At 71.0% G+C, this 18,976-nt stretch carries 20 protein-coding genes; 8 read left to right on the forward strand and 12 right to left on the reverse strand.

Features of this window, described 5'->3' with window-relative positions; translation table 11 throughout:
- Window positions 1-330 precede the first annotated feature (330 nt).
- On the forward strand, window positions 331-1,218 hold the full coding sequence (locus ACRWK8_RS10000) for an alpha/beta fold hydrolase (protein ID WP_378743006.1): 888 nt from the start codon (window positions 331-333) through the stop codon (window positions 1,216-1,218).
- Window positions 1,219-1,285: 67 nt separating this feature from the next.
- On the opposite strand, the gene ACRWK8_RS10005 is transcribed toward ACRWK8_RS10000, so the two are convergent.
- Window positions 1,286-1,885 (reverse strand): HAD family hydrolase, encoded by a 600-nt coding sequence (locus ACRWK8_RS10005; protein ID WP_431869749.1) that lies wholly within the window; start codon window positions 1,883-1,885, stop codon window positions 1,286-1,288.
- A 392-nt stretch (window positions 1,886-2,277) separates the two neighbouring features.
- Between ACRWK8_RS10005 and ACRWK8_RS10010 the strand changes: the two genes are divergently transcribed.
- Window positions 2,278-4,002, forward strand: coding sequence for a BCCT family transporter (locus tag ACRWK8_RS10010; RefSeq protein WP_431869751.1), 1,725 nt, complete (start codon window positions 2,278-2,280; stop codon window positions 4,000-4,002).
- 13 nt (window positions 4,003-4,015) lie between these two features.
- Here the strand turns inward: ACRWK8_RS10010 and ACRWK8_RS10015 are convergent, their stop codons facing one another.
- Complete coding sequence (locus tag ACRWK8_RS10015; protein WP_431869753.1) at window positions 4,016-4,843, reverse strand: phosphotransferase; 828 nt, start codon at window positions 4,841-4,843, stop codon at window positions 4,016-4,018.
- A 100-nt stretch (window positions 4,844-4,943) separates the two neighbouring features.
- On the opposite strand from ACRWK8_RS10015, the gene ACRWK8_RS10020 reads away from it, so the two are divergent.
- Entirely contained in the window at window positions 4,944-5,708 is a 765-nt protein-coding gene (locus tag ACRWK8_RS10020) for a nucleotidyltransferase domain-containing protein (protein ID WP_431869755.1), read from the forward strand.
- 61 nt (window positions 5,709-5,769) lie between these two features.
- On the opposite strand, the gene ACRWK8_RS10025 is transcribed toward ACRWK8_RS10020, so the two are convergent.
- Window positions 5,770-6,744, reverse strand: a complete 975-nt coding sequence (locus ACRWK8_RS10025) for a GNAT family N-acetyltransferase (protein WP_431869757.1) — start codon at window positions 6,742-6,744, stop codon at window positions 5,770-5,772.
- Window positions 6,745-7,193: 449 nt separating this feature from the next.
- Between ACRWK8_RS10025 and ACRWK8_RS10030 the strand changes: the two genes are divergently transcribed.
- Window positions 7,194-7,967 carry a class I SAM-dependent methyltransferase gene (locus ACRWK8_RS10030; protein WP_431869759.1) on the forward strand — a complete coding sequence of 258 codons (774 nt, stop codon included), beginning with the start codon at window positions 7,194-7,196 and terminating at the stop codon, window positions 7,965-7,967.
- A 6-nt stretch (window positions 7,968-7,973) separates the two neighbouring features.
- On the opposite strand, the gene ACRWK8_RS10035 is transcribed toward ACRWK8_RS10030, so the two are convergent.
- The 4 genes from ACRWK8_RS10035 to ACRWK8_RS10050 form a co-directional block, all read right to left on the reverse strand.
- A complete protein-coding gene (locus tag ACRWK8_RS10035; RefSeq protein ID WP_378743020.1) occupies window positions 7,974-8,324 on the reverse strand; it encodes an antibiotic biosynthesis monooxygenase family protein in 351 nt (116 codons plus the stop codon).
- Window positions 8,325-8,412: 88 nt separating this feature from the next.
- Window positions 8,413-9,219: an SDR family oxidoreductase gene (locus tag ACRWK8_RS10040; protein WP_378743022.1), complete on the reverse strand. Its 807-nt coding sequence runs from the start codon at window positions 9,217-9,219 to the stop codon at window positions 8,413-8,415.
- A gap of 82 nt (window positions 9,220-9,301) precedes the next feature.
- Window positions 9,302-9,721 carry a hypothetical protein gene (locus ACRWK8_RS10045; protein WP_378743023.1) on the reverse strand — a complete coding sequence of 140 codons (420 nt, stop codon included), beginning with the start codon at window positions 9,719-9,721 and terminating at the stop codon, window positions 9,302-9,304.
- A 400-nt stretch (window positions 9,722-10,121) separates the two neighbouring features.
- Entirely contained in the window at window positions 10,122-10,451 is a 330-nt protein-coding gene (locus ACRWK8_RS10050) for a hypothetical protein (RefSeq protein WP_431869762.1), read from the reverse strand.
- A gap of 118 nt (window positions 10,452-10,569) precedes the next feature.
- Here ACRWK8_RS10050 and ACRWK8_RS10055 point away from each other — a divergent pair, with 118 nt between their 5' ends.
- The 3 genes from ACRWK8_RS10055 (at window position 10,570) to ACRWK8_RS10065 (ending at window position 12,708) form a co-directional block, all read left to right on the forward strand.
- Window positions 10,570-10,710: a hypothetical protein gene (locus ACRWK8_RS10055; RefSeq protein WP_431869764.1), complete on the forward strand. Its 141-nt coding sequence runs from the start codon at window positions 10,570-10,572 to the stop codon at window positions 10,708-10,710.
- 90 nt (window positions 10,711-10,800) lie between these two features.
- Window positions 10,801-11,634: an SGNH/GDSL hydrolase family protein gene (locus ACRWK8_RS10060; protein ID WP_431869806.1), complete on the forward strand. Its 834-nt coding sequence runs from the start codon at window positions 10,801-10,803 to the stop codon at window positions 11,632-11,634.
- 84 nt (window positions 11,635-11,718) lie between these two features.
- On the forward strand, window positions 11,719-12,708 hold the full coding sequence (locus ACRWK8_RS10065; RefSeq protein ID WP_431869766.1) for a GNAT family N-acetyltransferase: 990 nt from the start codon (window positions 11,719-11,721) through the stop codon (window positions 12,706-12,708).
- Here the strand turns inward: ACRWK8_RS10065 and ACRWK8_RS10070 are convergent.
- Window positions 12,662-13,810 carry an ADP-ribosylglycohydrolase family protein gene (locus ACRWK8_RS10070; protein ID WP_431869768.1) on the reverse strand — a complete coding sequence of 383 codons (1,149 nt, stop codon included), beginning with the start codon at window positions 13,808-13,810 and terminating at the stop codon, window positions 12,662-12,664. The genes ACRWK8_RS10065 and ACRWK8_RS10070 overlap by 47 nt on opposite strands.
- A 274-nt stretch (window positions 13,811-14,084) precedes the next feature.
- Here ACRWK8_RS10070 and ACRWK8_RS10075 point away from each other — a divergent pair, with 274 nt between their 5' ends.
- Complete coding sequence (locus tag ACRWK8_RS10075) at window positions 14,085-14,918, forward strand: MetQ/NlpA family ABC transporter substrate-binding protein (RefSeq protein ID WP_431869770.1); 834 nt, start codon at window positions 14,085-14,087, stop codon at window positions 14,916-14,918.
- Window positions 14,919-14,974: 56 nt separating this feature from the next.
- On the opposite strand, the gene ACRWK8_RS10080 is transcribed toward ACRWK8_RS10075, so the two are convergent.
- The 4 genes from ACRWK8_RS10080 to ACRWK8_RS10095 all read right to left on the reverse strand — a co-directional run bounded on the left by ACRWK8_RS10080 (window position 14,975) and on the right by ACRWK8_RS10095 (window position 18,903).
- On the reverse strand, window positions 14,975-15,868 hold the full coding sequence (locus tag ACRWK8_RS10080) for a F510_1955 family glycosylhydrolase (protein ID WP_431869772.1): 894 nt from the start codon (window positions 15,866-15,868) through the stop codon (window positions 14,975-14,977).
- A gap of 46 nt (window positions 15,869-15,914) precedes the next feature.
- A complete protein-coding gene (locus ACRWK8_RS10085; protein ID WP_431869774.1) occupies window positions 15,915-16,565 on the reverse strand; it encodes a DUF305 domain-containing protein in 651 nt (216 codons plus the stop codon).
- 108 nt (window positions 16,566-16,673) lie between these two features.
- Window positions 16,674-17,141 carry a hypothetical protein gene (locus tag ACRWK8_RS10090; RefSeq protein ID WP_431869776.1) on the reverse strand — a complete coding sequence of 156 codons (468 nt, stop codon included), beginning with the start codon at window positions 17,139-17,141 and terminating at the stop codon, window positions 16,674-16,676.
- A gap of 124 nt (window positions 17,142-17,265) precedes the next feature.
- A complete protein-coding gene (locus ACRWK8_RS10095) occupies window positions 17,266-18,903 on the reverse strand; it encodes a glycoside hydrolase family 10-like protein (protein WP_431869778.1) in 1,638 nt (545 codons plus the stop codon).
- Between the last annotated feature and the right edge of the window lie 73 nt (window positions 18,904-18,976).

Below are 18,976 nucleotides of genomic sequence, written 5' to 3' on the forward strand. Positions count from 1 at the left end.
CTGACCTCGTCATGGGATGAGAGGTCGGATCCCAGGGGTGGTCATCGGATCCCGAACGCCCGGAACCACACCGGGTCCGCGCCAAACTTCACACGGTCGAATGTCCACTTTCGGACGAGATGCGCAACCCCTGGACCAGGGCAAACACACACAACTCGTGACACATCGGTGAGGGTAGGAGTCCGTTGTGCGCGGCTGGTCGGCGACACCACACCGGGTGCTCCCCTTCCGGAGTGGCGGGGGGCCGAACAGAGGCGTACAGTCCTCTCTGGTGCGCCGGGAAAGTTCACGCGGCGGACACCACATCTCTCTCTACGCGAAACCAGATCCATGACCGTCGTCCCCCTGCGCACAGCGCGCGTGTACCGCTCCGTCACCGCCGAGCGGTCAGTGCACGCCTGGTGCCACAAAGCCCTGAGCCAGTGGCCCGAACTCGGACCCCTTCCGCCCATGGAGACCCGGCTTGGCCCCACACAGGCCTTCCGCGCCTCGGGCGGGAACGGAACCCCGGTCCTGGTCCTGTCTGGCACCAACTTCAACGCCGCCACCACGGTTCCCGCCGCCCGCGCGCTCGCCGCGGACCGGCCGGTCCTGCTGGTCGACCTTCCGGGACAGCCGGGTCTGAGCTGCAACCAGCGGACCGCGGGGGCCCGGATCGAGGCCTACGGTGGGTGGCTCGACGAACTGCTGCCCCAGATCACGGACGGCCCCGTCATCGTGCTGGGCCACTCCAGGGGCGCCGCGATCGCGCTGTCCTCGACCCCGAGCCCGCTCGTGGCGGGGATGCTCCTGCTCAACCCGGCCGGGTTGACCGCGGCGGGCGTCAGTTCGGAGTCGATGCGCGCCACTCTGCCGTGGATGATCCACCCCAACGAGCAGACCAGCACCCGGTTGATCGAGTTCCTCAGCGGTCCGTCCACGGACACCGGCTGCGAGGAGCACCGCTCCGAGGCCGAGTGGCTGACGCTGGTGGCCCGCCACTGCCGCACCCACTCCACACCGACCCCGCTGCACGCGGAGTCCTTCCTGGCCTGGTCCGGTATCCCGGTCCGGGTGGCCACGGGGTCGCACGACCCGTTCTTCTCGCCCGCGCGCCTGCACGGACCCGCCCGCCGGTTCCTGAACACCGACGTGCGGACCATCGAGGGCGCGGGTCACCTGTCCCTGTACGAGCAGCCGGAGAGGGTCGCGGAGCTCCTGCGCGAGTTCGACGCCTGACCGGAACCGGCGCCGACGACGTCGAGGCGCCACTGGTGGCGGCCGTACGACCGCCACCAGCCCGTGTTCAGTCCCGGCCCAGTGCCCGCCTGAGCTCGGGCGCCGACGTGAACACGTGCCCCTGGAGGCCCAGCTTCCCGGCGGCCTCGACGTTGGTCCGGTTGTCGTCCACGAACAACACCTCACCGGCGGGTGTCCCCATGCGCTCCAGACACCACCGGTAGGCCCCGGCCTCGGGTTTGGCGTGGCCGATCCGGCAGGAGAGTCCCCGGGTCGGGAACAGGTCCAGCACGGAGGAGTGTCTCTCCTCGAAGCGCGCGGCCAGCTCCGGGGGGATGTTCGAGAGCAGACCGAGCGGCACGCCCGCCTCGGAGAGCTCCGTCACCAGCGCCACCGAGTCCTCGTTCAGTCGCGACCAGCTGTCCAGGTCCAGTGCGACCAGCCGTTCGATCCGCTCCGGCTCGAAGGACTCACCGAGCAGGCCTCCCACGGTGCGCCAGTAGGCGGGCCCGTCCAGGTCGCCCCGGTCGTAGTCCTGGCGCGGGGCCCAGTACGCGGCCCAGAAGGTGTCGTGGTCGTGGCCGGAGTACTCCACCATCGTGGCGCGGACCGTCGGTGACTGGTCCATGGCGACCACACCAAACATGTCGAACAGCACTGCTTCCACGAGGCACTCCCAGGGTCGAACGTGCGGGGGGTCGGTTCGGAGGCCCTCCTTCCCTCACAGGCCCCGGACGAACCGCCCTCCACTCAGGTCCCGGGGAGCGTCGGGAGCGCGGTCCGGAGGTTGATGCCGACCCCGGTTCGATGGCATTTATTGGTTTTTTTGGTGATACATGAGCCGATGAAGTTTTGTCAGCTTTTGTCGACCGTTTTCAGAGGGCTTTCTCAGAGTGGTGGTTCTTTGTCCCGTGAGGGCCGGTTTCGCTGTCAGAATGTGGGCATGTGACGGAAGAGAAGACGTCTTCCCTTTGCGCCTCTCTGCCCGAGGCCGACTGGTTGGGGAAAGGATGGGGCCCCGCTGGTCGAACCAGCCCGAACCACCAGAAAGCAGCCGGTATGTTCGAAAAACTGGCACGGAAGCTGGGTCTGGAGACGAACCCGGCGATCTTCTTCGTCTCGGCGTCGCTGACCGTGTTGTTCGTGGTGTGCGCGATCACCTTCACTGACCAGGTGGATCTGGTATTCGGTGCCACCTCCGAGTGGATCCTGTCGCACCTGGGGTGGCTCTACATCCTCGGTGTGACCACTTTTCTCATTTTTCTCATTTGGATCGCTTCCAGCCGTTTTGGCAACATTCGTCTGGGTCCGCCGGACAGCAGGCCGGACTACAGCAACCTCACGTGGTTCTGCATGCTGTTCGCGGCGGGAATCGGAAGCATCCTCATGTTCTGGGGCGTGGCCGAGCCCATCAGCCACTACGCCAATCCCCCCCAGGGCAACGCCGAGCCCGAGACGATCGAGGCCGCGCAACAGGCGATGGGCTTCACGCTCTACCACTTCGGCCTGCACACCTGGACGATCTTCTGCCTGCCCGCCCTGGCCTTCGCCTACTTCGTGTACCGCAAGGGCCTGCCGTTCCGGGTGAGCTCGATCTTCCACCCGTTCCTCGGTGACCGCGTCAACGGGCCGTTCGGCCGGATCATCGACATCTTCGCGGTCCTGGGCACCCTCTTCGGTGTCGCCGTCACCATCGGCCTGGGCACCATGCAGATCAACAGCGGGCTCAACACGCTGTTCGGTGTCGAGGAGAGCCGCGTCAACCAGCTGATCCTCATCGCCGTGGTCACCTGCGTCGCCGTGATCTCCGTGGCCTCGGGCCTCGACGTGGGCATCAAGTGGCTCTCCCAGATCAACATCATCATCGCGGTCGCGCTGCTGGTGTTCGTGTTCGCCGCCGGGTCCTCCCTCTACCTGGCCAAGGGCGTCATCGAGACCACCGGTGTGTACGCGCAGTGGCTCATACCGCTCTCGTTCTGGAACGACACCTTCGGCAACACGGGCTGGCAGGGCACGTGGACGGTCTTCTACTGGGCCTGGACCATCACGTGGTCGCCGTTCGTCGGCATCTTCATCGCCCGCATCTCCCGGGGCCGCACCATCCGCGAGTTCGTCCTGGGCGTGCTGGGGCTGCCCACGGCCTTCAGCATCGTGTGGTTCAGCGTGTTCGGCCTGTCGGCTTTCGACATCGAGATGAACCGGGGCGGCGGTCTGGTGGAGGAGGTCGTCGGCCAGGGGGACATCCCCGGAGCGCTGTTCGCCTTCCTCACGCACTACCCGTGGACGACCTTCGTCTCGGCCATGTGCATCGTCATCGTGATCATCTTCTTCACCACCTCGTCGGACTCCGCGTCCCTGGTGGTGGACATGCTCTGTTCGGGGACGGAGGAGTCCCCGACCCGCCAGCGCGTGTTCTGGGGCATCACCGAGGGGGTGGTGGCCGCGACCGTCCTCACGGCCTCCGGAGTCGGTGGGTTGGACGCGCTCCAACAGACGATCATCGTGTTCGGGCTGCCGTTCTTCGTCATCGGCTTCTTCATGATGTTCTCCCTGGTTCGGGCGCTCCAGGCCGAGACGGCGGAGAGCTCCGGTGTCCAGCGTGGCCGCCGCACACCGCTGTCCGCCCGGTCACGCAGACTCCGCCGTCAGCACAGGCGGAGCCGTGGACCGTCGCCCGGCGGGAACGGCGGGAACGGTGGTAGAGGCAACGGCAACGGCAACGGCAACGGCAACGGAAACGGCAACGGAAACGGCAAGCGGGGCGACGACGCACTGGAGCCCTGACCGCCGCCGCGTGTCACCCCCGGGGCACGGGCCAGAAGAAGTCGTCGACTCCGAAGTGCAGGGAGAGCAGCCCGGGGTCGACGCGGTCCCGACCGTAGGCGTCCAGGAAACGGTCCGCGTCCGCCTGACCGAAGTGCGGGTTCAGATGGCTGAGCAGGCTCCCCACCATCGAGGCCAGGTCACGGTGCGGGTCGGAGACCCCTGCCTGGCCGAGATCCACGAGCCCCCACCCGAGGTCGCCGGTGAAGAGGACGTTCGGCAGGCAGAAGTCCCCGTGGGTCACCACCTCCGGCAGGGGACCGGCCCGCTCCACCCGCAGCTCCACCTCCGCCAGGGCTCGGGCCGGGTCGGTGCCCTCGTAGCGGCTGCCCTGCCAGGAGCGCCGGACCAGGCCCGCGGCCACCCGCTTCCGGGCCCGCTCCAGGTTCTCCGCCAGCCCCTCCCGGATCACCACTCCGCCGACCTGCGACGCGTGGATCGTACGGGGCGCCTCGGCCAGCGACTCGACCAGCCCGGGGTGTGTCCGTGCCACGTCGGGATCGTGGGCCGGGGTACCGGGCAGGTGGCTGGAGACCATCCACTGCGAGGGGCCCTCCCGTGACTCGAACTCCAGGACACGCGGGGTCCCCAGCCCGAACCGAGCCATCCAGGCCGTCCGGACGATCTCGTCGTCGAGCTTTTCGGCCAGGTCAGGGCGGTCGTCCGGGACCCCCTTGAAGACCGCGACCGGACGGCCGGTGTCGTCACACAGGCGGAACACCCGGGCCCCGGACAGACCCACGCGTACCTCCACCGGGTGCAGGGCACGCAGGGCGGGGTCGTCGAAACGGGGCAGCTCCATGTCCGCAGCCTAGGTACCGGAACCCATGGGGGCCACCGGTTATCCACAGTCGGCGGAAAGGGTGAGCGCGCCCCGGCCCGGTCCGGCCATGATGGGAACCATGACCCTCTCTGACGAACACTTCCTCGCGACCACCGCCGAACGGCTCGCCGCTCTCCCCGGGGTCGAGGCGGTCAGCCTCGGCGGATCGCGCGCCCAGGGGACGCACCGGCCGGACAGCGACTGGGACCTCGCCGTCTACTACCGGGGTTCCCGGGAGGAGTTCGCTCCCCGTGACCTACGCGACGTCGGATGGGAGGGGGAGGTCTCGGAGATCGGCGGCTGGAGCGACGGCGTGTTCAACGGGGGCGCCTGGCTGAGGATCGACGGCCGCCGGGTGGACGTCCACTACCGCGACCTCGACGTGGTGGAGCGGGAAACCGTCGAGGCCGATCACGGCCGGTTCCGCGTGGAACCGCTCCTGTTCCACCTGGTGGGCATCCCCACCTACCTGGTGGTGGCCGAGCTCGCCGTGGGCCGGACCCTGGTCGGGGACCTGCCCCGCCCCGCCTACCCGGACGCGCTCCGGCGGAGCGCCCCGCAGCGCTGGCGCGGATTCGCCTCGGCCACCCTCGCCTACGCGGAGCGCCACCACGCCCCGCACGGGAGAGTGGCCCAGTGCGCGGGGATGATCTCCCAGGCCGCCTCGTACACGGCCCACGCGGTGCTGGCCGCGCGCGGTGAGTGGGTGACCAACGACAAGGCCCTGCTGTCCAGAGCCGGACTGGAGGAGGTGGACTTCGTGGTCGCGGGGATGACCGCGGACCCGCAGGACCTGCTCGCGGCGGTCGCCGAGACCGGCCGCGTCGTCGCCGGGGCCCGCTGACCGGACCCGGACGTGCCGGAGGGAGGAGCATCGGGACACCCCGCCCACCGGCGGGCGGAACCTACGTCGACCAGGTCATGTTGATCACACCGCTGATGGTGTCGTACCCGGCGCGGGTGAAGGCCCGGGCCATGGGCACGTTCCCGACGTCCGTGGCGGCACGGACGTACGTGACGCCCTCCCGTACCAGGACCCGGGTGCCCTCGGCGAGCAGGTCGTCGATGTAGCCGTTGCCCCGGTGCTCGGGCAGCACCGCGATGTAGCTGATGATCGGGTGGTAGGCGTTGCGTGCCGGGATCACGAAGCCCACCGGAGTGCCGTCGGGGAGCGTGGCCACCCGCCACCAGGAACGCGGTGTCGAGTAGTTCGCGAACTCGTCGGCGAAGTTGGCCGCGGCCACCTCCTCGGCGGAGAGTTCCCGCAGGTCCATCCGGTCGTGGGTGTCCAGGGTGCCCTCCAGGGCCCGGACCATGAGGCCGAGGATGTCCTCGGTGTCCTCGATGCCCCGGTACACCAGGCGACCGCTGTCCTCGGGAAGCGGGTTCCCGGCCCGCCATTCGTAGCGCAGGCGCTCCACGAGCGGGACCGCGCCCGACTTCTCGATCACGGCCAGGCGTTCACCGACCCGGCGCCGGGAGCGCTCGTCGTCACGCCAGTCGGCGACCTCGAAGCGCAGGAACTCGGGCGGGGGAACGGTGCCCTGGGCGACCGGGACGCCGTCGGGGAACAGGGCCGCGTTGGCGGTGCTCAGGAGCTCGGTGGCCACGGCCACGCGGTCGACGTCCTCGGCGGTGTCGTCCACGTCGAGCAGGTCCAGCAGGAAGGGGGCGTCGTCCTGGTTTCGGCACCACCAGGAAAGGCGGGCCAGGAGACGGTCGCCGTCGAGGGCCACCCACATCCAGGAGGGGCGTCGACGGCCCTCGGCGAGGTCGTCAGCGAGCTCGTGGTTGAGCACGTAGGGGATCCGGTTGAAGAGGTCGAGCTCCTCGGGACCGGTGATGGGGCGGAGGGTCAGGGTGTTCGGAAGAACGGTCAAGGCTGCACCTTCGGTGTGTGCGCCCGCCGTCGCCGGGGTCAACGGTGGTCGTCGACCCGGGAGGACACGGACGCGGTGATCACGGGGAACATCGGATGTGCCTCCTTTCGCGTCGTCGCCGCGCCGGGGGTCGTCGCGGCCCTTAGGGCGTGTTTTGTGGATCATTCCGCGCTCGCGTTGCCAGGTTGCCTCTCGCCGCGCCGATGAAGCTCGGACAGCCAAACCCGGGCTGGCCTTCGCTCATCGTCTTGCGAGAGATGGCCTGGCGGCCGCTCGCATCGATGGCGGCTCCGCCGCCACCGGCGAAAGCATCCACAAAAACACGCCCTAGTAGTTGTACCGGCGCCCTCACGGCGCCGCAACCCCTTTGTGGGGCCGGATCGCGGGTTATCCACAGGGGCACGAAACCGGTTGGACCGGTGCCGCCGTAGTAAGTGACCATGGGGAACATGAGCCGAGAATTCGACGCCCTCATCGACGAGGCCGCCGCCGAACCGACCGAGGGCTGGGACTTCTCGTGGTTCGAGGGCCGGGCCACCGAGCAGCGCCCCTCCTGGGGGTACCAGCGCCTCATGGGCGAGCGGATGGCCCGCGCCACCGCGGCCCTCGACCTCCAGACCGGCGGTGGCGAGGTCCTCGCCGGGGTCCCCTCCCACCCGCCGCTCACCGTGGCGACCGAGGGGTGGCCGCCCAACGTCGTCGCGGCCACCCGGTTGCTGCACCCCAGAGGCGTGGCCGTGGTCGCGGATCCCGACCGGCCTCCGTTGCCCTTCGCGGACTCGGCCTTCGACCTGGTCGTGTCCCGCCACCCCGTCACCGTCTGGTGGGACGAGATCGCGCGTGTCCTCACCCCCGGCGGCACCTACCTCGGGCAGCACGTGGGGCCGTCGAGCGTGTTCGAACTGGTCGAGTACTTCCTCGGCCCACAGCCCCGGGAGACACGCGAGGCCCGGCACCCGGACCACGACCGCGCCGGGGCCGAGGCCGCCGGGCTGGAGATCGTCGACCTGCGGTCGGAACGGCTCCGGATGGAGTTCCGCGACGTCGGCGCCGTCGTGTACTTCCTGCGCAAGGTCGTGTGGATGGTCCCTGGCTTCACCGTGGACGCCCACCGCGACCGGCTCCGGGAACTGCACGAACAAATCGAGGAACGGGGGCCGTTCGTGGCCCACGCGTCCCGCCACCTGGTCGAGGCCCGCAGACCGGAGCCGCCGCGGGGGTGATGCGGCTCAGCCAGCCTTGACGTGCTGGACGACCTCGAAGCCCCAGATCTCACTGTTGGTCGCGGCCGGCCCGCCGTGACCGCCGTGGGCGTGGCCGTCCTTCTTCGCGTCGGCCGCGGCCCGGGCGTGGCCCTTCCGGAAGTCCTGCCCGTTCACCCAGTTCTGGAAGTCCTCCTCGGACCGCCAGCGGGTGTACACGAGGTACTTGTCGGTGCCCTCGACCGGCCGCAGCAGCTGGAACTCCTCGAACCCCTCCTGGTTCTCCACGAGTCCGGCCCGCTTGGCGAACCTCTCCTCCAACGTGGAACCCTCACCCTCGGGGACGGTCAGGACGTTGAACTTCACGACACTGGTCACGCGTGTACCTCCGGACGGTCCGATCCCTGTCAGGGCCAACCTAAGGGACCCGACGTGCCGACTCGCGGCGGGCTCCCCGGAGGGCCGTTCACCCCAGGCCGTGCTTGCGGGCCACCACGCGCAGCATCGCGGCGCGGGGCAGGAGGCGCCGGAGCGCGAACACCAGCGGGGCGTTGCTGCCCACCGCGTACAGCGGGCGCGGCCGCTTCGCCTCGATCGCGGCCAGCACCGTCCGGGCCACCCGTTCGGCGGAGATCCCCCTGGCCTCGTTGGCGTTGAGCGTGTTCACCATGGTCCGGTACTCGTCACGGAAGGGGGAGTCCTCGCCCACGTACTGCGTGCGCCGCTCACTGATCCCCGTGTTGATGGATCCCGGCTCCACGGTGGTCACACCGACCCCGAACGGCGAGACCTCACGCCGGGCGGCATCCGCGAACCCCTTCACCGCCGCCTTGGTCGCCACGTACGAGGACCGGTAGGCCAGCGGGAAACTGGCCAGCATCGACCCCACCATCACCACCCGTCCGTAGCCGCGGTCCCGCATCCCCGGCAGGACCAGCTGGGTGAGGCGGACCGCACCGAACACATTGAGCCGGAACACCCGCTCGACGGCGTCCATGGGCAGTTCCTCGATCGGCCCGTTCTGGCTCTCGCCCGCGTTGTTGACCAGAACGTCCACCTCACCGGCGGCACGTGCGCAGGCCTCGACGGACGCGTAGTCGGTCAGGTCCAGGGCCAGGTACTCGACCCCGGGCACCGGGGCGGAGACCCGCTCCGGGTCGCGGCTGGTACCGAACACGCGGTAGCCGCGTTCGACGAGGGCGGCGGCCACGGCGGCCCCGATCCCGGAGGAGGCGCCGGTGACCAGCGCGGTACGACGAGGGGAGGAGGACACGGGGTGGCCCTTCGGGTCGGGGAGGGTGGGCGCGCACCACAGTAGTCGTCCCCCTCCCGGCGCCTCCGCCCGACGGCCGGGTTCAGTCCCGGTCGCAGCCCTCCAGCACCAGGGAGAGCCCGGCGCCGAGCAGCCACAGGTCCTTGGACAGGGGGACGCCGTCCGCCGTGGGCGCGAGACTGCCCGGCTCGTGCATGCCGGGGGTGCGCAGGTACATGCCGAGCAGCCCGGCCGCGAAGGCGCTCAGCCCGGCACCCGCGAGCCGGTTCGGCACGAGCGGTACCAACAGCGCGGTGCCCAGGGCGATCTCCCCGGCGCACAGGAGTCGGGTGAAGGTGACCGGGTCGATCTTGTCCAGGAACGGGTACGTGCCGACCGCCATCCCGTGCAGGCCCATGGCGGTGTCCTCGTCGGCGCCGCGCTTGTTCAGCCCGGAGTTGAGGATGGAGGCGCCGGTGGCGAGGCGCAGGACCAGTTGGTGCGGGCGCAGAGGCAGTTTCACGGGTACTCCGGAACGAATCGACATCGACCTTGGGTAACGGGAATATTACGCGGGGTGGTCGTCGGATCGCGGTCCCGGAGCGCGGGTGTCGGCATCCTTTCCGTGCTCGCTGAGAGGTTCCTGGGCCGGACCGTCCGGCCGAGTGACCCCCGCTCGGCTCGTGGCCGTCACCCCTCACGGCGGGCCCGAGGTGGGTCGCGCGGGGGAGCCCACACGCCGTTCGTCACCGGGCGGAGGCCTCCCTCTCGCACGGACGGGGAGGGCGCCACGCGGGCCGGGGGGCATGGCCGCCCGCCAGCAGCACCGGGGCGGGGAGTTCCGGGTGGGCAGGCCCGCCCGGTCCCGGAGGGCACGTGGGACCCCGGGGCCCCGGTCGTCCGGGACCGCGCGTCGTTCGGGGTCAGCCCTGCCCGAAGCGGTCCCGGGCCTCGTCCACGGCGGCGCCCATCGGGTCCTCGGCGATGCCGCCCAGGGTCTCCGCCTGTTCCTGGAACCCCTGGACGCCCTCGGTCACCTGGTCGGTGACACCCTCGGTCACACCGCCCATCGCGTCCTCAGCGAACTGGCCGTAGTCCTGCCCCACCAGATCCTGGCCGGTCTCCTGGAAGGTGCCCACGGCTTCCTCGGCCCCGCCGCCCACCTGGTCCAGTCCCTGGGTCACCCCGTCCGTGACCTGTTCCGCAGTATCTCCGAACAGACCCTTGAACCAGTCGATCACGTCACTGAACATCGCTCTTCGTTTCTTCCGTGGGCCGAGGCCCGGTTGGGAGTCGTCTGCACCCTTCTACCCGCCCGGAGTAAGTACCCCGTAAGGGTTTCCAGCGCGGCGAGGGGCCAGGGAGGCCACCGTGAACCCCGCGATCTGGCGGCGGGTCACGGAAGATCGGGGCAGCCTCCTCGACCTGCGGAAACTCCGGACGGAAGGCATCAATACGATCACTCTCCGTGGTTTTCGCTCCCACGGTCCATCGGCGCTCGACATCATGTGAGAGCAGCACCACACCAGGACGAGGACCAGCGGAGGCCCCGTGGGCAGGCAAGGTTTGATGATCGCGGTGACCACCGTGGTGACCGTGAGTATGGGAATGGCCACGGCGACATCGGCCCAGGCGGACGACGGGTCGGCCGAACCCCTCGCCTACGTGGCGCTCGGGGACTCGGCGGCCGCCGGGCCCCTCATCCCGAACCAGGACCCGAACATCGCCTGCCTGCGCTCGGACCGCAACTACCCCCGTGTCGCCGCCGACGCGCTCGGCGCCGACCTCACCGACGTCACCTGCTCGGGGGCCAAGGTCTCCGACTTCTCCGGTCGGCAGTTCGGGCTCCTGGCTCCGCAGTACGACGCCCTGAGCGAGGAGACCGACCTGGTCTCCCTGACCATCGGCGGCAACGACGTCGAACTGGTCGGCGCCGCGCTGAGCTGCGTCAACCTCCTGCGCGAGCCGCTCGGCCTCTCCTGCGAGGAGCGCTTCACCCAGGGCGGCACCACGGACCGCATCGCCGGGGACATCGACGCCTGGGAACCCGTGCTCGACCAGGCCCTCACGGAGATCCGTGACCGCGCTCCCCACGCCGAGATCGTGGTCGCGGGCTACGGAACCTACGTGCGTGAGGGCGGCTGCTGGCCGACCCAGCCCGTGTGGGGGCGCGACGCCGACTACATCCAGGGCTCGGTGGACCGCCTCAACGAGACCCTGGAACGCCGGACCCTCGCGCACGGCGGCACCTACGTCGACCTCGCCGCCGTCAGCGAGGGGCACGACGTCTGCGCACGGCCCGGCGAGCGTTACCTGGAGGGCCTGCTCCCCACCAGCGTCGCGGCGCCCCTGCACCCCAACGCCCGAGGGATGGCCGCCTTCGGAGCCGCCCTCGCCGAGGCCGTCGGCGTCCCACGGCCCGACGAGGCCCTCTGAGCGGGACACGGGTAAAACCCGTGGCATCGGCGGGCCGGTCCGTGCATGATGTCGGGGCCGACGCCACGCCTGGAGGGACCACCCATGATCGTCCGGATCGATCCGCACGACGCCCACGCCTTCGACTCCTGGTACGCGGCCTACCGGGAGGCCTGGACGGCGGGACGAGCGACCGGGGCCGCCATCCCGCGCGAGGTCCTGCGCGGATCGGTGACCGCCGAGCGGGACGACACCGCCTTCCGGCTCCACGCCGCCCGCGAGGGTGACCGCGTGGTCGGCACCCTGATGCTGGAGCTCTCCCTCAAGGAGAACACCGAGCACGCCGACGTGTCGGTCACCGTCGTCCCGGACCGGCGCGGACGCGGTCTGGGCGCCCGGCTCCTGGCGGTGGCCGAACGGGAGATGGCGGAGCTGGGACGCACGGTCGCGGCCACCGAGGTCCCCGTGCCGGCAGGGGAGTCCAGGCAGACCTGGCCGGGCGCCCGCTTCGCGCTCGCGCACGGGTTCACCGTCGGACTGGAGGAGGACTCCCTCCTCCTGGACCTGCCCGTGGATCCGGCGCTCATCGCCCGGCTGCGCCCGGACACCGGCGCCTACCGGATGCGCGCGTGGACCGGCGCCTGCCCCGACGACCTGGTCGAGGCCTACGCCGACCTGTGCACGGTCATGCAGCGGGACATGCCCGCCGGGGACCTGACATACGTACCCGAGGTCTGGGATGTCGAGCGCGTCCGCGCGTTGGAGGACCTGCGGGCGGCGGCGGGCACGGTCTCCCTGGTCACCGTCGCGCAGGCCCCCTCGGGCGAGCTGGCGGGTTTCACCGTCCTCTCCCTGATGGAGGGGGAGGACGTCGTGGGCCAGGAGGACACCCTGGTGGCGGGCGCGCACCGGGGCCACCGCCTGGGCCTGGCCCTCAAACTCCACAACCTGGAGCGCCTGGTCCGCGACCACCCCGACCGTCGAGCGGTACGGACCTGGAACGCCGTGGGCAACGGGTACATGCGCGACATCAACAGGGCCCTGGGCTTCAGGGTCGAGGAGCGCTACCTCGAACTCGAACGCGCGGACGCCTAGCGGGTCCCCTGGTCCGGGACTCGTGGACGCCGTCGCACCCCTGAGCCGGGGGCGGGCAGGGGCCGTACTCCAGCACCGCGTCGGCGGCCAGCCCGATGACGTGGTCGCGTACCTCCAGCCTGGACTGCCAGTGCCCCGGGAAGGCGTGCACTCCGTACCGGGCGCCGACCAGGCTCCCGCACAACGCCCCGAGGGTGTCGCTGTCACCCGAGTGGTTGACGGCCAGCCGCAGCGCGGACCGGCCGATCCCGGACACGTTCGGGTGCGCCCCGTCCCGGGCGAGGTCGTCGGCGCGCAGGGCCACGCACACCGCCACCGCGAGGGCCTCCTCCGAGGTCCAGCCGTCACCGAGTTCGGCCAGGTCCCGGGCGGTGGGCACGCCCGTGTCCGCCCGCGCCGTGGCGCCTTCCAGGGCCCGAGAGACCTCGTCGTGGCCGGTCCGATCCTCCAGCAGCGCGCGAGCCGCCGTGAGGGAGTCGGCGACCCCTCCGCCCCGGACCAGCCCCCACACGGTCGCGGCGAACACCCCGGCGGCCAGGTGGGCGGTCCGGTGCCCGTGGGTCAGGGCCGCCACCCGGGTCGCCAGTTCGAAGGCCCCCGCGGCCTCGCGGGCGCCGAACCCGCAGGGGGCCACCCGCACCACGGCGGCGCATCCCTTGGAGTTGTTGACCGGTGCGGCACCACCGGCGCGGTTCCGCGCCTGGCGGAGCGCCGCCACCGTGGCGGCGCCGTAGCCGCGCGGAGCGTTCAGGGGATCGACGGCCTCCACGGGAGGGGGCGGGGCGTCGTCCCGGTGGATGCGCTCCCATTCCAGGTAGGAGGCGTGCACGGTGCTCACGACGGCTCCGCCCGCGCCGCCGTTCCGCGCCCGCACGGAGGCCCGGACGAGGGCGTCGCAGGTGCGCAGGGTCAGCTGGGTCTCGTCCGTGATCGCGCCGATCCCGTAGGAGCCCTCCACGTAGTCGGTGAGCCCCAGGGGACCGTGGCGCTCGTGGATCTGGTCGAGCCCGAGCCCCTCGACGGGGGCGCCGAGCGCGTCACCGACCGCGCCGCCGATCAGGCAGCCGGTCAGACGGTCGGGATGGGGGTAGGGGGTGTGCATTGCTGGATGCTAGGCGCCATCGGTCCCGCGTACAAGCCCGACGGGACGGGGCTTCTCGGGGCGTGGCGGTCAGTGACCCCTGGGCGGGGACGGCGCTGGGCGGTGTGCGATCCTTCAAAGGTTGACCATCGCCCTTCGGGCTGGTCAGGGCCTGTGCGGTTGGTCACGAGGGCTGGGATTCCCGGTTATCTCTGATTTAAGATCGGGTTAATAGGAAATACGGGACGTTCCGCCCGCCTCCTGACCATCAGTCCGCAGTACGCAAAGGACCCTCATGCGCCGCGCCACTCTCGCCGTCCCCGCCGCCCTGGCCCTGTTCGCGGTGACCGCCTGCGGTGCTCCCTCCGAGAACGCCTCGGCCCCCTCCGACGAGGCCGACACCCTCGTCGTCGGAGCCACCGCGGTCCCGGCCGGTGACATCCTCGCCTTCGTCCAGGAGGAACTGGCCGCCGACGCCGGTCTCCACCTGGAGATCCAGGAGTTCTCCGACTACATCGCACCCAACTCGGCCCTCGCGGAGGGGCAGCTGGACGTCAACCTCTACCAGCACGAGCCGTTCCTGCTGGAGTTCAACGAGGGCAACGGCACCGACCTGGTCGCCGTCGAGCAGATCTACCTGCCGCCGCTCGGCCTCTACTCCAACCGCGTCGACACCCTCGACGACCTGGAGGAGGGCGCCGAGGTCGCGCTCCCCAACGACCCCACCAACGAGTTCCGCGCGCTCCTCCTGCTGGAGGAGGGCGGCCTGATCACCCTCGCGGACGGGATCGACGAGGCCACCTTCAGCCTGAACGACATCGAGGACAACCCCCTCGACCTGGACTTCCGGGAGGTGGAGGCGGCGCAGCTGCCCCGCTCCCTGGACGACGTCGACGCGGCCATCGTCAACAACAACTACGCGCAGGAGGCAGGGCTGGACTTCGAGGAGGACTCGATCCTCCTGGAGGAGGTCGAGGGCAACGCCTACGTGAACGTCCTCGCGGCCCGCTCCGACAACGCCGACGACCCCCGCGTCGCCACCCTCGTCGAACTGCTGACCTCCCCGGAGACGGTCCGGTTCATCGAGGAGGAGTACCAGGGCAGCGTCATCCCCGCCACCAACGGCTGATCCCTGGCTGAGGGGCCCCTCCCCCCCGGAAGGGAGGGGCCCCGGCGCTCAGCGCCTCACCAGCCGTCGAAGGTGGCGCCCTCGTCGGTGGAGCGGGCCACGTGGAGGTCGGCCACCACGATGACCTGGTCCTCGTCGGCGTGCAGTGCCTCCGGCGCACCTGACAGCTCCCCGGTGCGCGCCCAGCTCTCACCGGCGTCGTCGCTGCGGTACACGCCGCCGTCCACCGCCACTCCGAACACCGTCGAACCCCCGGGGACCCAGTCCACGAGGGCCAGCGGGGGAGCGTCCGGTACGGCCGCGAACCCGGCTCCGCCGTCGGTGGACCGGACCGGCCCCTGCCGCGTGGTGGCCACGACGGTACGTCCGTCGTCCGAGACGGCCAGGGCGGCCGCCTCCACGGCCGGGTCCAGGTCCGTCCACGCGACCCCGTCCTCGGTGGCCCGCAGCGCCCCGTCGAAGCCGACCACCAGGTCACCGGCGGAGGCCAGCGCGTGGAAGTCGGACTCCCCGGCCAGGGAGAGCGCCTCCCAGCTGCCACCGCCGTCCCGGGTCTCGATCAATCCGACCGGGTCCGGCATGTCGGTGCCTCCCTCCGGGTGACCGCTGGCCAGGTAGTGGCCGGGTCCCTGGACGGCGAACCCCATGAGGTCGATCGCCGGGCCGACGTGGGTCGGGACGGTCGCCTCCCGGGTGGGGCGGTCCGGCGCGGGCAGCGTGTACAGGCCCGCGTGCGTGGCCACCAGGACCTCGCCGGACTCCGGGTCCACCCCGGCGCCGTGCACGTGCTGGGCCTCCGCGGGCAGGGGGACCCCCACGGCGGCGCCGGTGCCGTCCCCGGCTCCCGCCTGGGCGCTGTCCCCGGCACCGTCGGAGCACGCGGAGGTGAGGGCGATCAGCCCCAGGGCGACCATCGCGGTGAGGGCCCGTGTGCGTGTCGTGTCGTTCATGTCGCTCCCTCTCGGTTCGACCTCGGTCCACGTCGGGGCGTGGACCTCAGTGCCCCGAGTGGTCCTCCTCCTCGGTGGCCTCGGCGCCGTCCTCGTCACCGGAGTCCTCGACGCCCAGCATCTCGTTCATCTGCCGGATCTCGCCCTCCTGGGCGTCGATGATTTCCTGGGCCAGCTCGCGGGCCTCGGGGTTGATCCCACTGTCGAGCTCGGTACGGGCCATGTCCACGGCGCCCTCGTGGTGCAGCACCATGAACTCCAGGAAGAGGGTGTCGAACCGCTCGCCCTCGGCGCCCTCCAGCTCGGTCATCTGCTCCTCGGTGAGCATGCCGTCCATGTCGGAGTGGTCCATCTCGGACTCGCGGTCGGCGCCCCAGGAGTCGAGCAGCGTCTCCATCTGCTCGATCTCGGGCCCCTGGGCGTCGCGGATCTCCACCGCGAGCTGCCTGACCTCGTCGCCCGCACGGGTGTCGGCCAGGTCGGCCATGGTGACGGCCTGCTCGTGGTGGGGGATCATCATCTGCGCGAACATCACGTCCGCGTCGTTGGACTCCGCCACCTGCTCCTCGCTCTCCGAGGTGGTGTCGGCGGCGTCGTCGCCCCCGTCGCCGCAGGCGGTGGCGAACAGTGCGGTGGCGAGTGCGGCGGCGGCCGCACCGAGGGCTCGCTTCTTCAGGGCACGCTGGTACGGGGTCATGTCGACCCTTCCTCTCGATGGTCTCCTCGCCGCGCGGGAACCGGGTCCGGCGCGGCCGTCGGTGGCGCGTGGGCGCGGAGCCGACACGGGCCGGGTCCGCGCGGGCATCTAGACGCGCAGCACCTGGAGACGAGCGAGAGAGGGTTGGTCGGGGGTGGGGAAGGGCGGCAGGGGTGCCCGCCGGAACGGGGCCACGGGGTCGGCCGGCGCCCCCGGCCAGCGCGTGAAGGCGACCGCGGCGACTCCCAGCAGCGCGACCACGAAGGATCCGAGGGTGAGGCAGACCGAGGTCGGGTCCAGTTCGGGCAGCGCCGACGCGCTCTCGGAGGACGGGGTGGCGATGCTCGCGGCGACGCGTTCGAGCGTGCCGCCGTGGTCGTCCGTGGCGGTGTACAGGGACTCCGCGTGCGGGGCCTGTGTGGGCTGGGCCAGCTGGGCGGAGCCGGTCGAGGCGTGCGCCTCGTGCTGGAGGTGGCCCAGGGTGTGCATGGCCGAGAACCCGAAGAGCAGCGCGGCGATCAGCAGGACCCGCGTCCAGGCGAGACCCGCGCGGCTGCTCGGTTCCGACGGCGACATGTGCGCCAGCATACCCCTACCCCGGTGGGGTAGGTGGTCGGGTCCCGTGAACGGTTCGGGGAGGTCTCGCCGTGCACGCCGAGGGGCCCGGCACGCACCCGTGCCGGGCCCCTCGGCGGCGCCTCTAGGGCAGGTACGCCGGTTTGCTGGCGCGGCTCTCGTGGTGCAGCCGGTGCACGGCGGTCACGTGGTACGTGGTGTCGGCGGACACGGGAACCGTGTAGGTCGCGGTGCCGTCGTCGCCCGCGCGCACGGTGCCGAGCAGGTTGCGCGGGTCCTCGATGCCGCAGGGCGCCTGCCCCCTGACGGGCGGCCCGTCGAAGGCGTACACCGCGTAGTACGCGGGCGCCTCACCCGGTCCGGGCGCGATCTCCAGGGTCCCCCCGCCGTCGGCGGTCACCTTGGGCGGGGCCGGGACGGTGCCGCCCAGGTCCTCCTTGACCGGGACCAGCGCCGGGCTGGAGTAGTGGTCCTCGACCAGGATGCCCATGGCCTCCCGCGCGTTGGTGCGCAGCGAGGTCGCGCTGAAGTAGACGTCCCCCTGGACCCCGGGGTGGTCGCGGTTGAAGTCCAGGTGCGAGGAGAGTTCGTTCGGGTCCTGCCAGGCGCCCGCGTTGCCGACCTTGTAGGCGGCCTGACCGATGTACAGGTGGGTGCCGGTGCCCTCGGCGACCTCCTCCCACCAGGGGACGAGGACGGAGTAGTCCGCGACCGGCAGCCCGATCTCCCAGTAGACCTGCGGGTTGATGTAGTCGAGCCAGCCCTCCAGCACCCACTTGCGGCTGTCCGCGAACTGGTTGTCGTAGGACTGCGAGCCGTTGGTGTCCGAGCCGTTCGGGTCGGTGCCGGAGTTGCGCCAGATACCGAACGGGCTGATGCCGAACTTCACGTACGGCTTGACCGAGTTCACCGCCTCGCTCATGCCCTGGACCATGAGGTCGACGTTGTTGCGCCGCCAGTCAGCGATGTCGTCGAACCCGGCCCCGTGCTCGGCGTAGGTGGCCTCGTCCGGGATCTCCTCGCCGGAGACGGGGTACGGGTAGAAGTAGTCGTCGAAGTGCACGCCGTCGAGGTCGTAGTTCTCGACCGAGTGCATCATCGCCTCGATCACGAACTCCCGCGCCTCGGGGACGCCCGGGTCGTAGTAGAGCTGACCGCCGTAGTCGAACACCCAGTCGGGGTTCTGGCGGGCCGGGTGGTCCTCGACCAGGGCGTTCCGGTCGTCGTGCATGGCCACCCGGTACGGGTTGTACCACGCGTGGAACTCCAGGTTGCGGGCGTGCGCCTCCTCGACCGCGAACTCCAGCGGGTCGTACCCGGGATCGCCGCCCTGCTCACCGGTCAGCCACTCGGACCAGGGTTCGTACGGTGATGGCCAGAACGCGTCAGCGGTGGGCCTGATCTGCACGAACACGGCGTTGAGCCCGTTGTCGACGGCCTCGTCGTACAGGTCGGTCAGGTCGGCCTGCTGCTGTTCCGGGGGCTGGCCCTGCTCGGTGGGCCAGTCGATGTTGTGGACCCCGGCGATCCACTCGGCCCGCATCTGGTGCTTGGGCGGGGCCTCGGGGTCGGTCTCACAGGGCTGTCGGTGCACCGGTTCCGGTGCGGCGGCCGCGTGCGGGGCGTGGAACAGCGCCGCGGTCAGCACCGTGGCGAGGGCTCCCGCGAGGAACGCGGTCCGGGGGCGTGGTGCGGCGGTGCGGGGGAACGGAGCCGAGGTCTCGTGGTGTCGGGAGGGTCGGTTCCGGTTCGGGTACGCCAAGGTTGCTCCTTCAGGCCTGCGCCGCATGCTCGGGGCCGCGGGGCGCCCCCGTCGGGCGCTCCTGCGGGTGTCC

The organism is Nocardiopsis eucommiae (genome assembly GCF_965344335.1).
In the GTDB taxonomy this organism is placed as follows: Bacteria; Actinomycetota; Actinomycetes; order Streptosporangiales; family Streptosporangiaceae; genus Nocardiopsis; species Nocardiopsis eucommiae.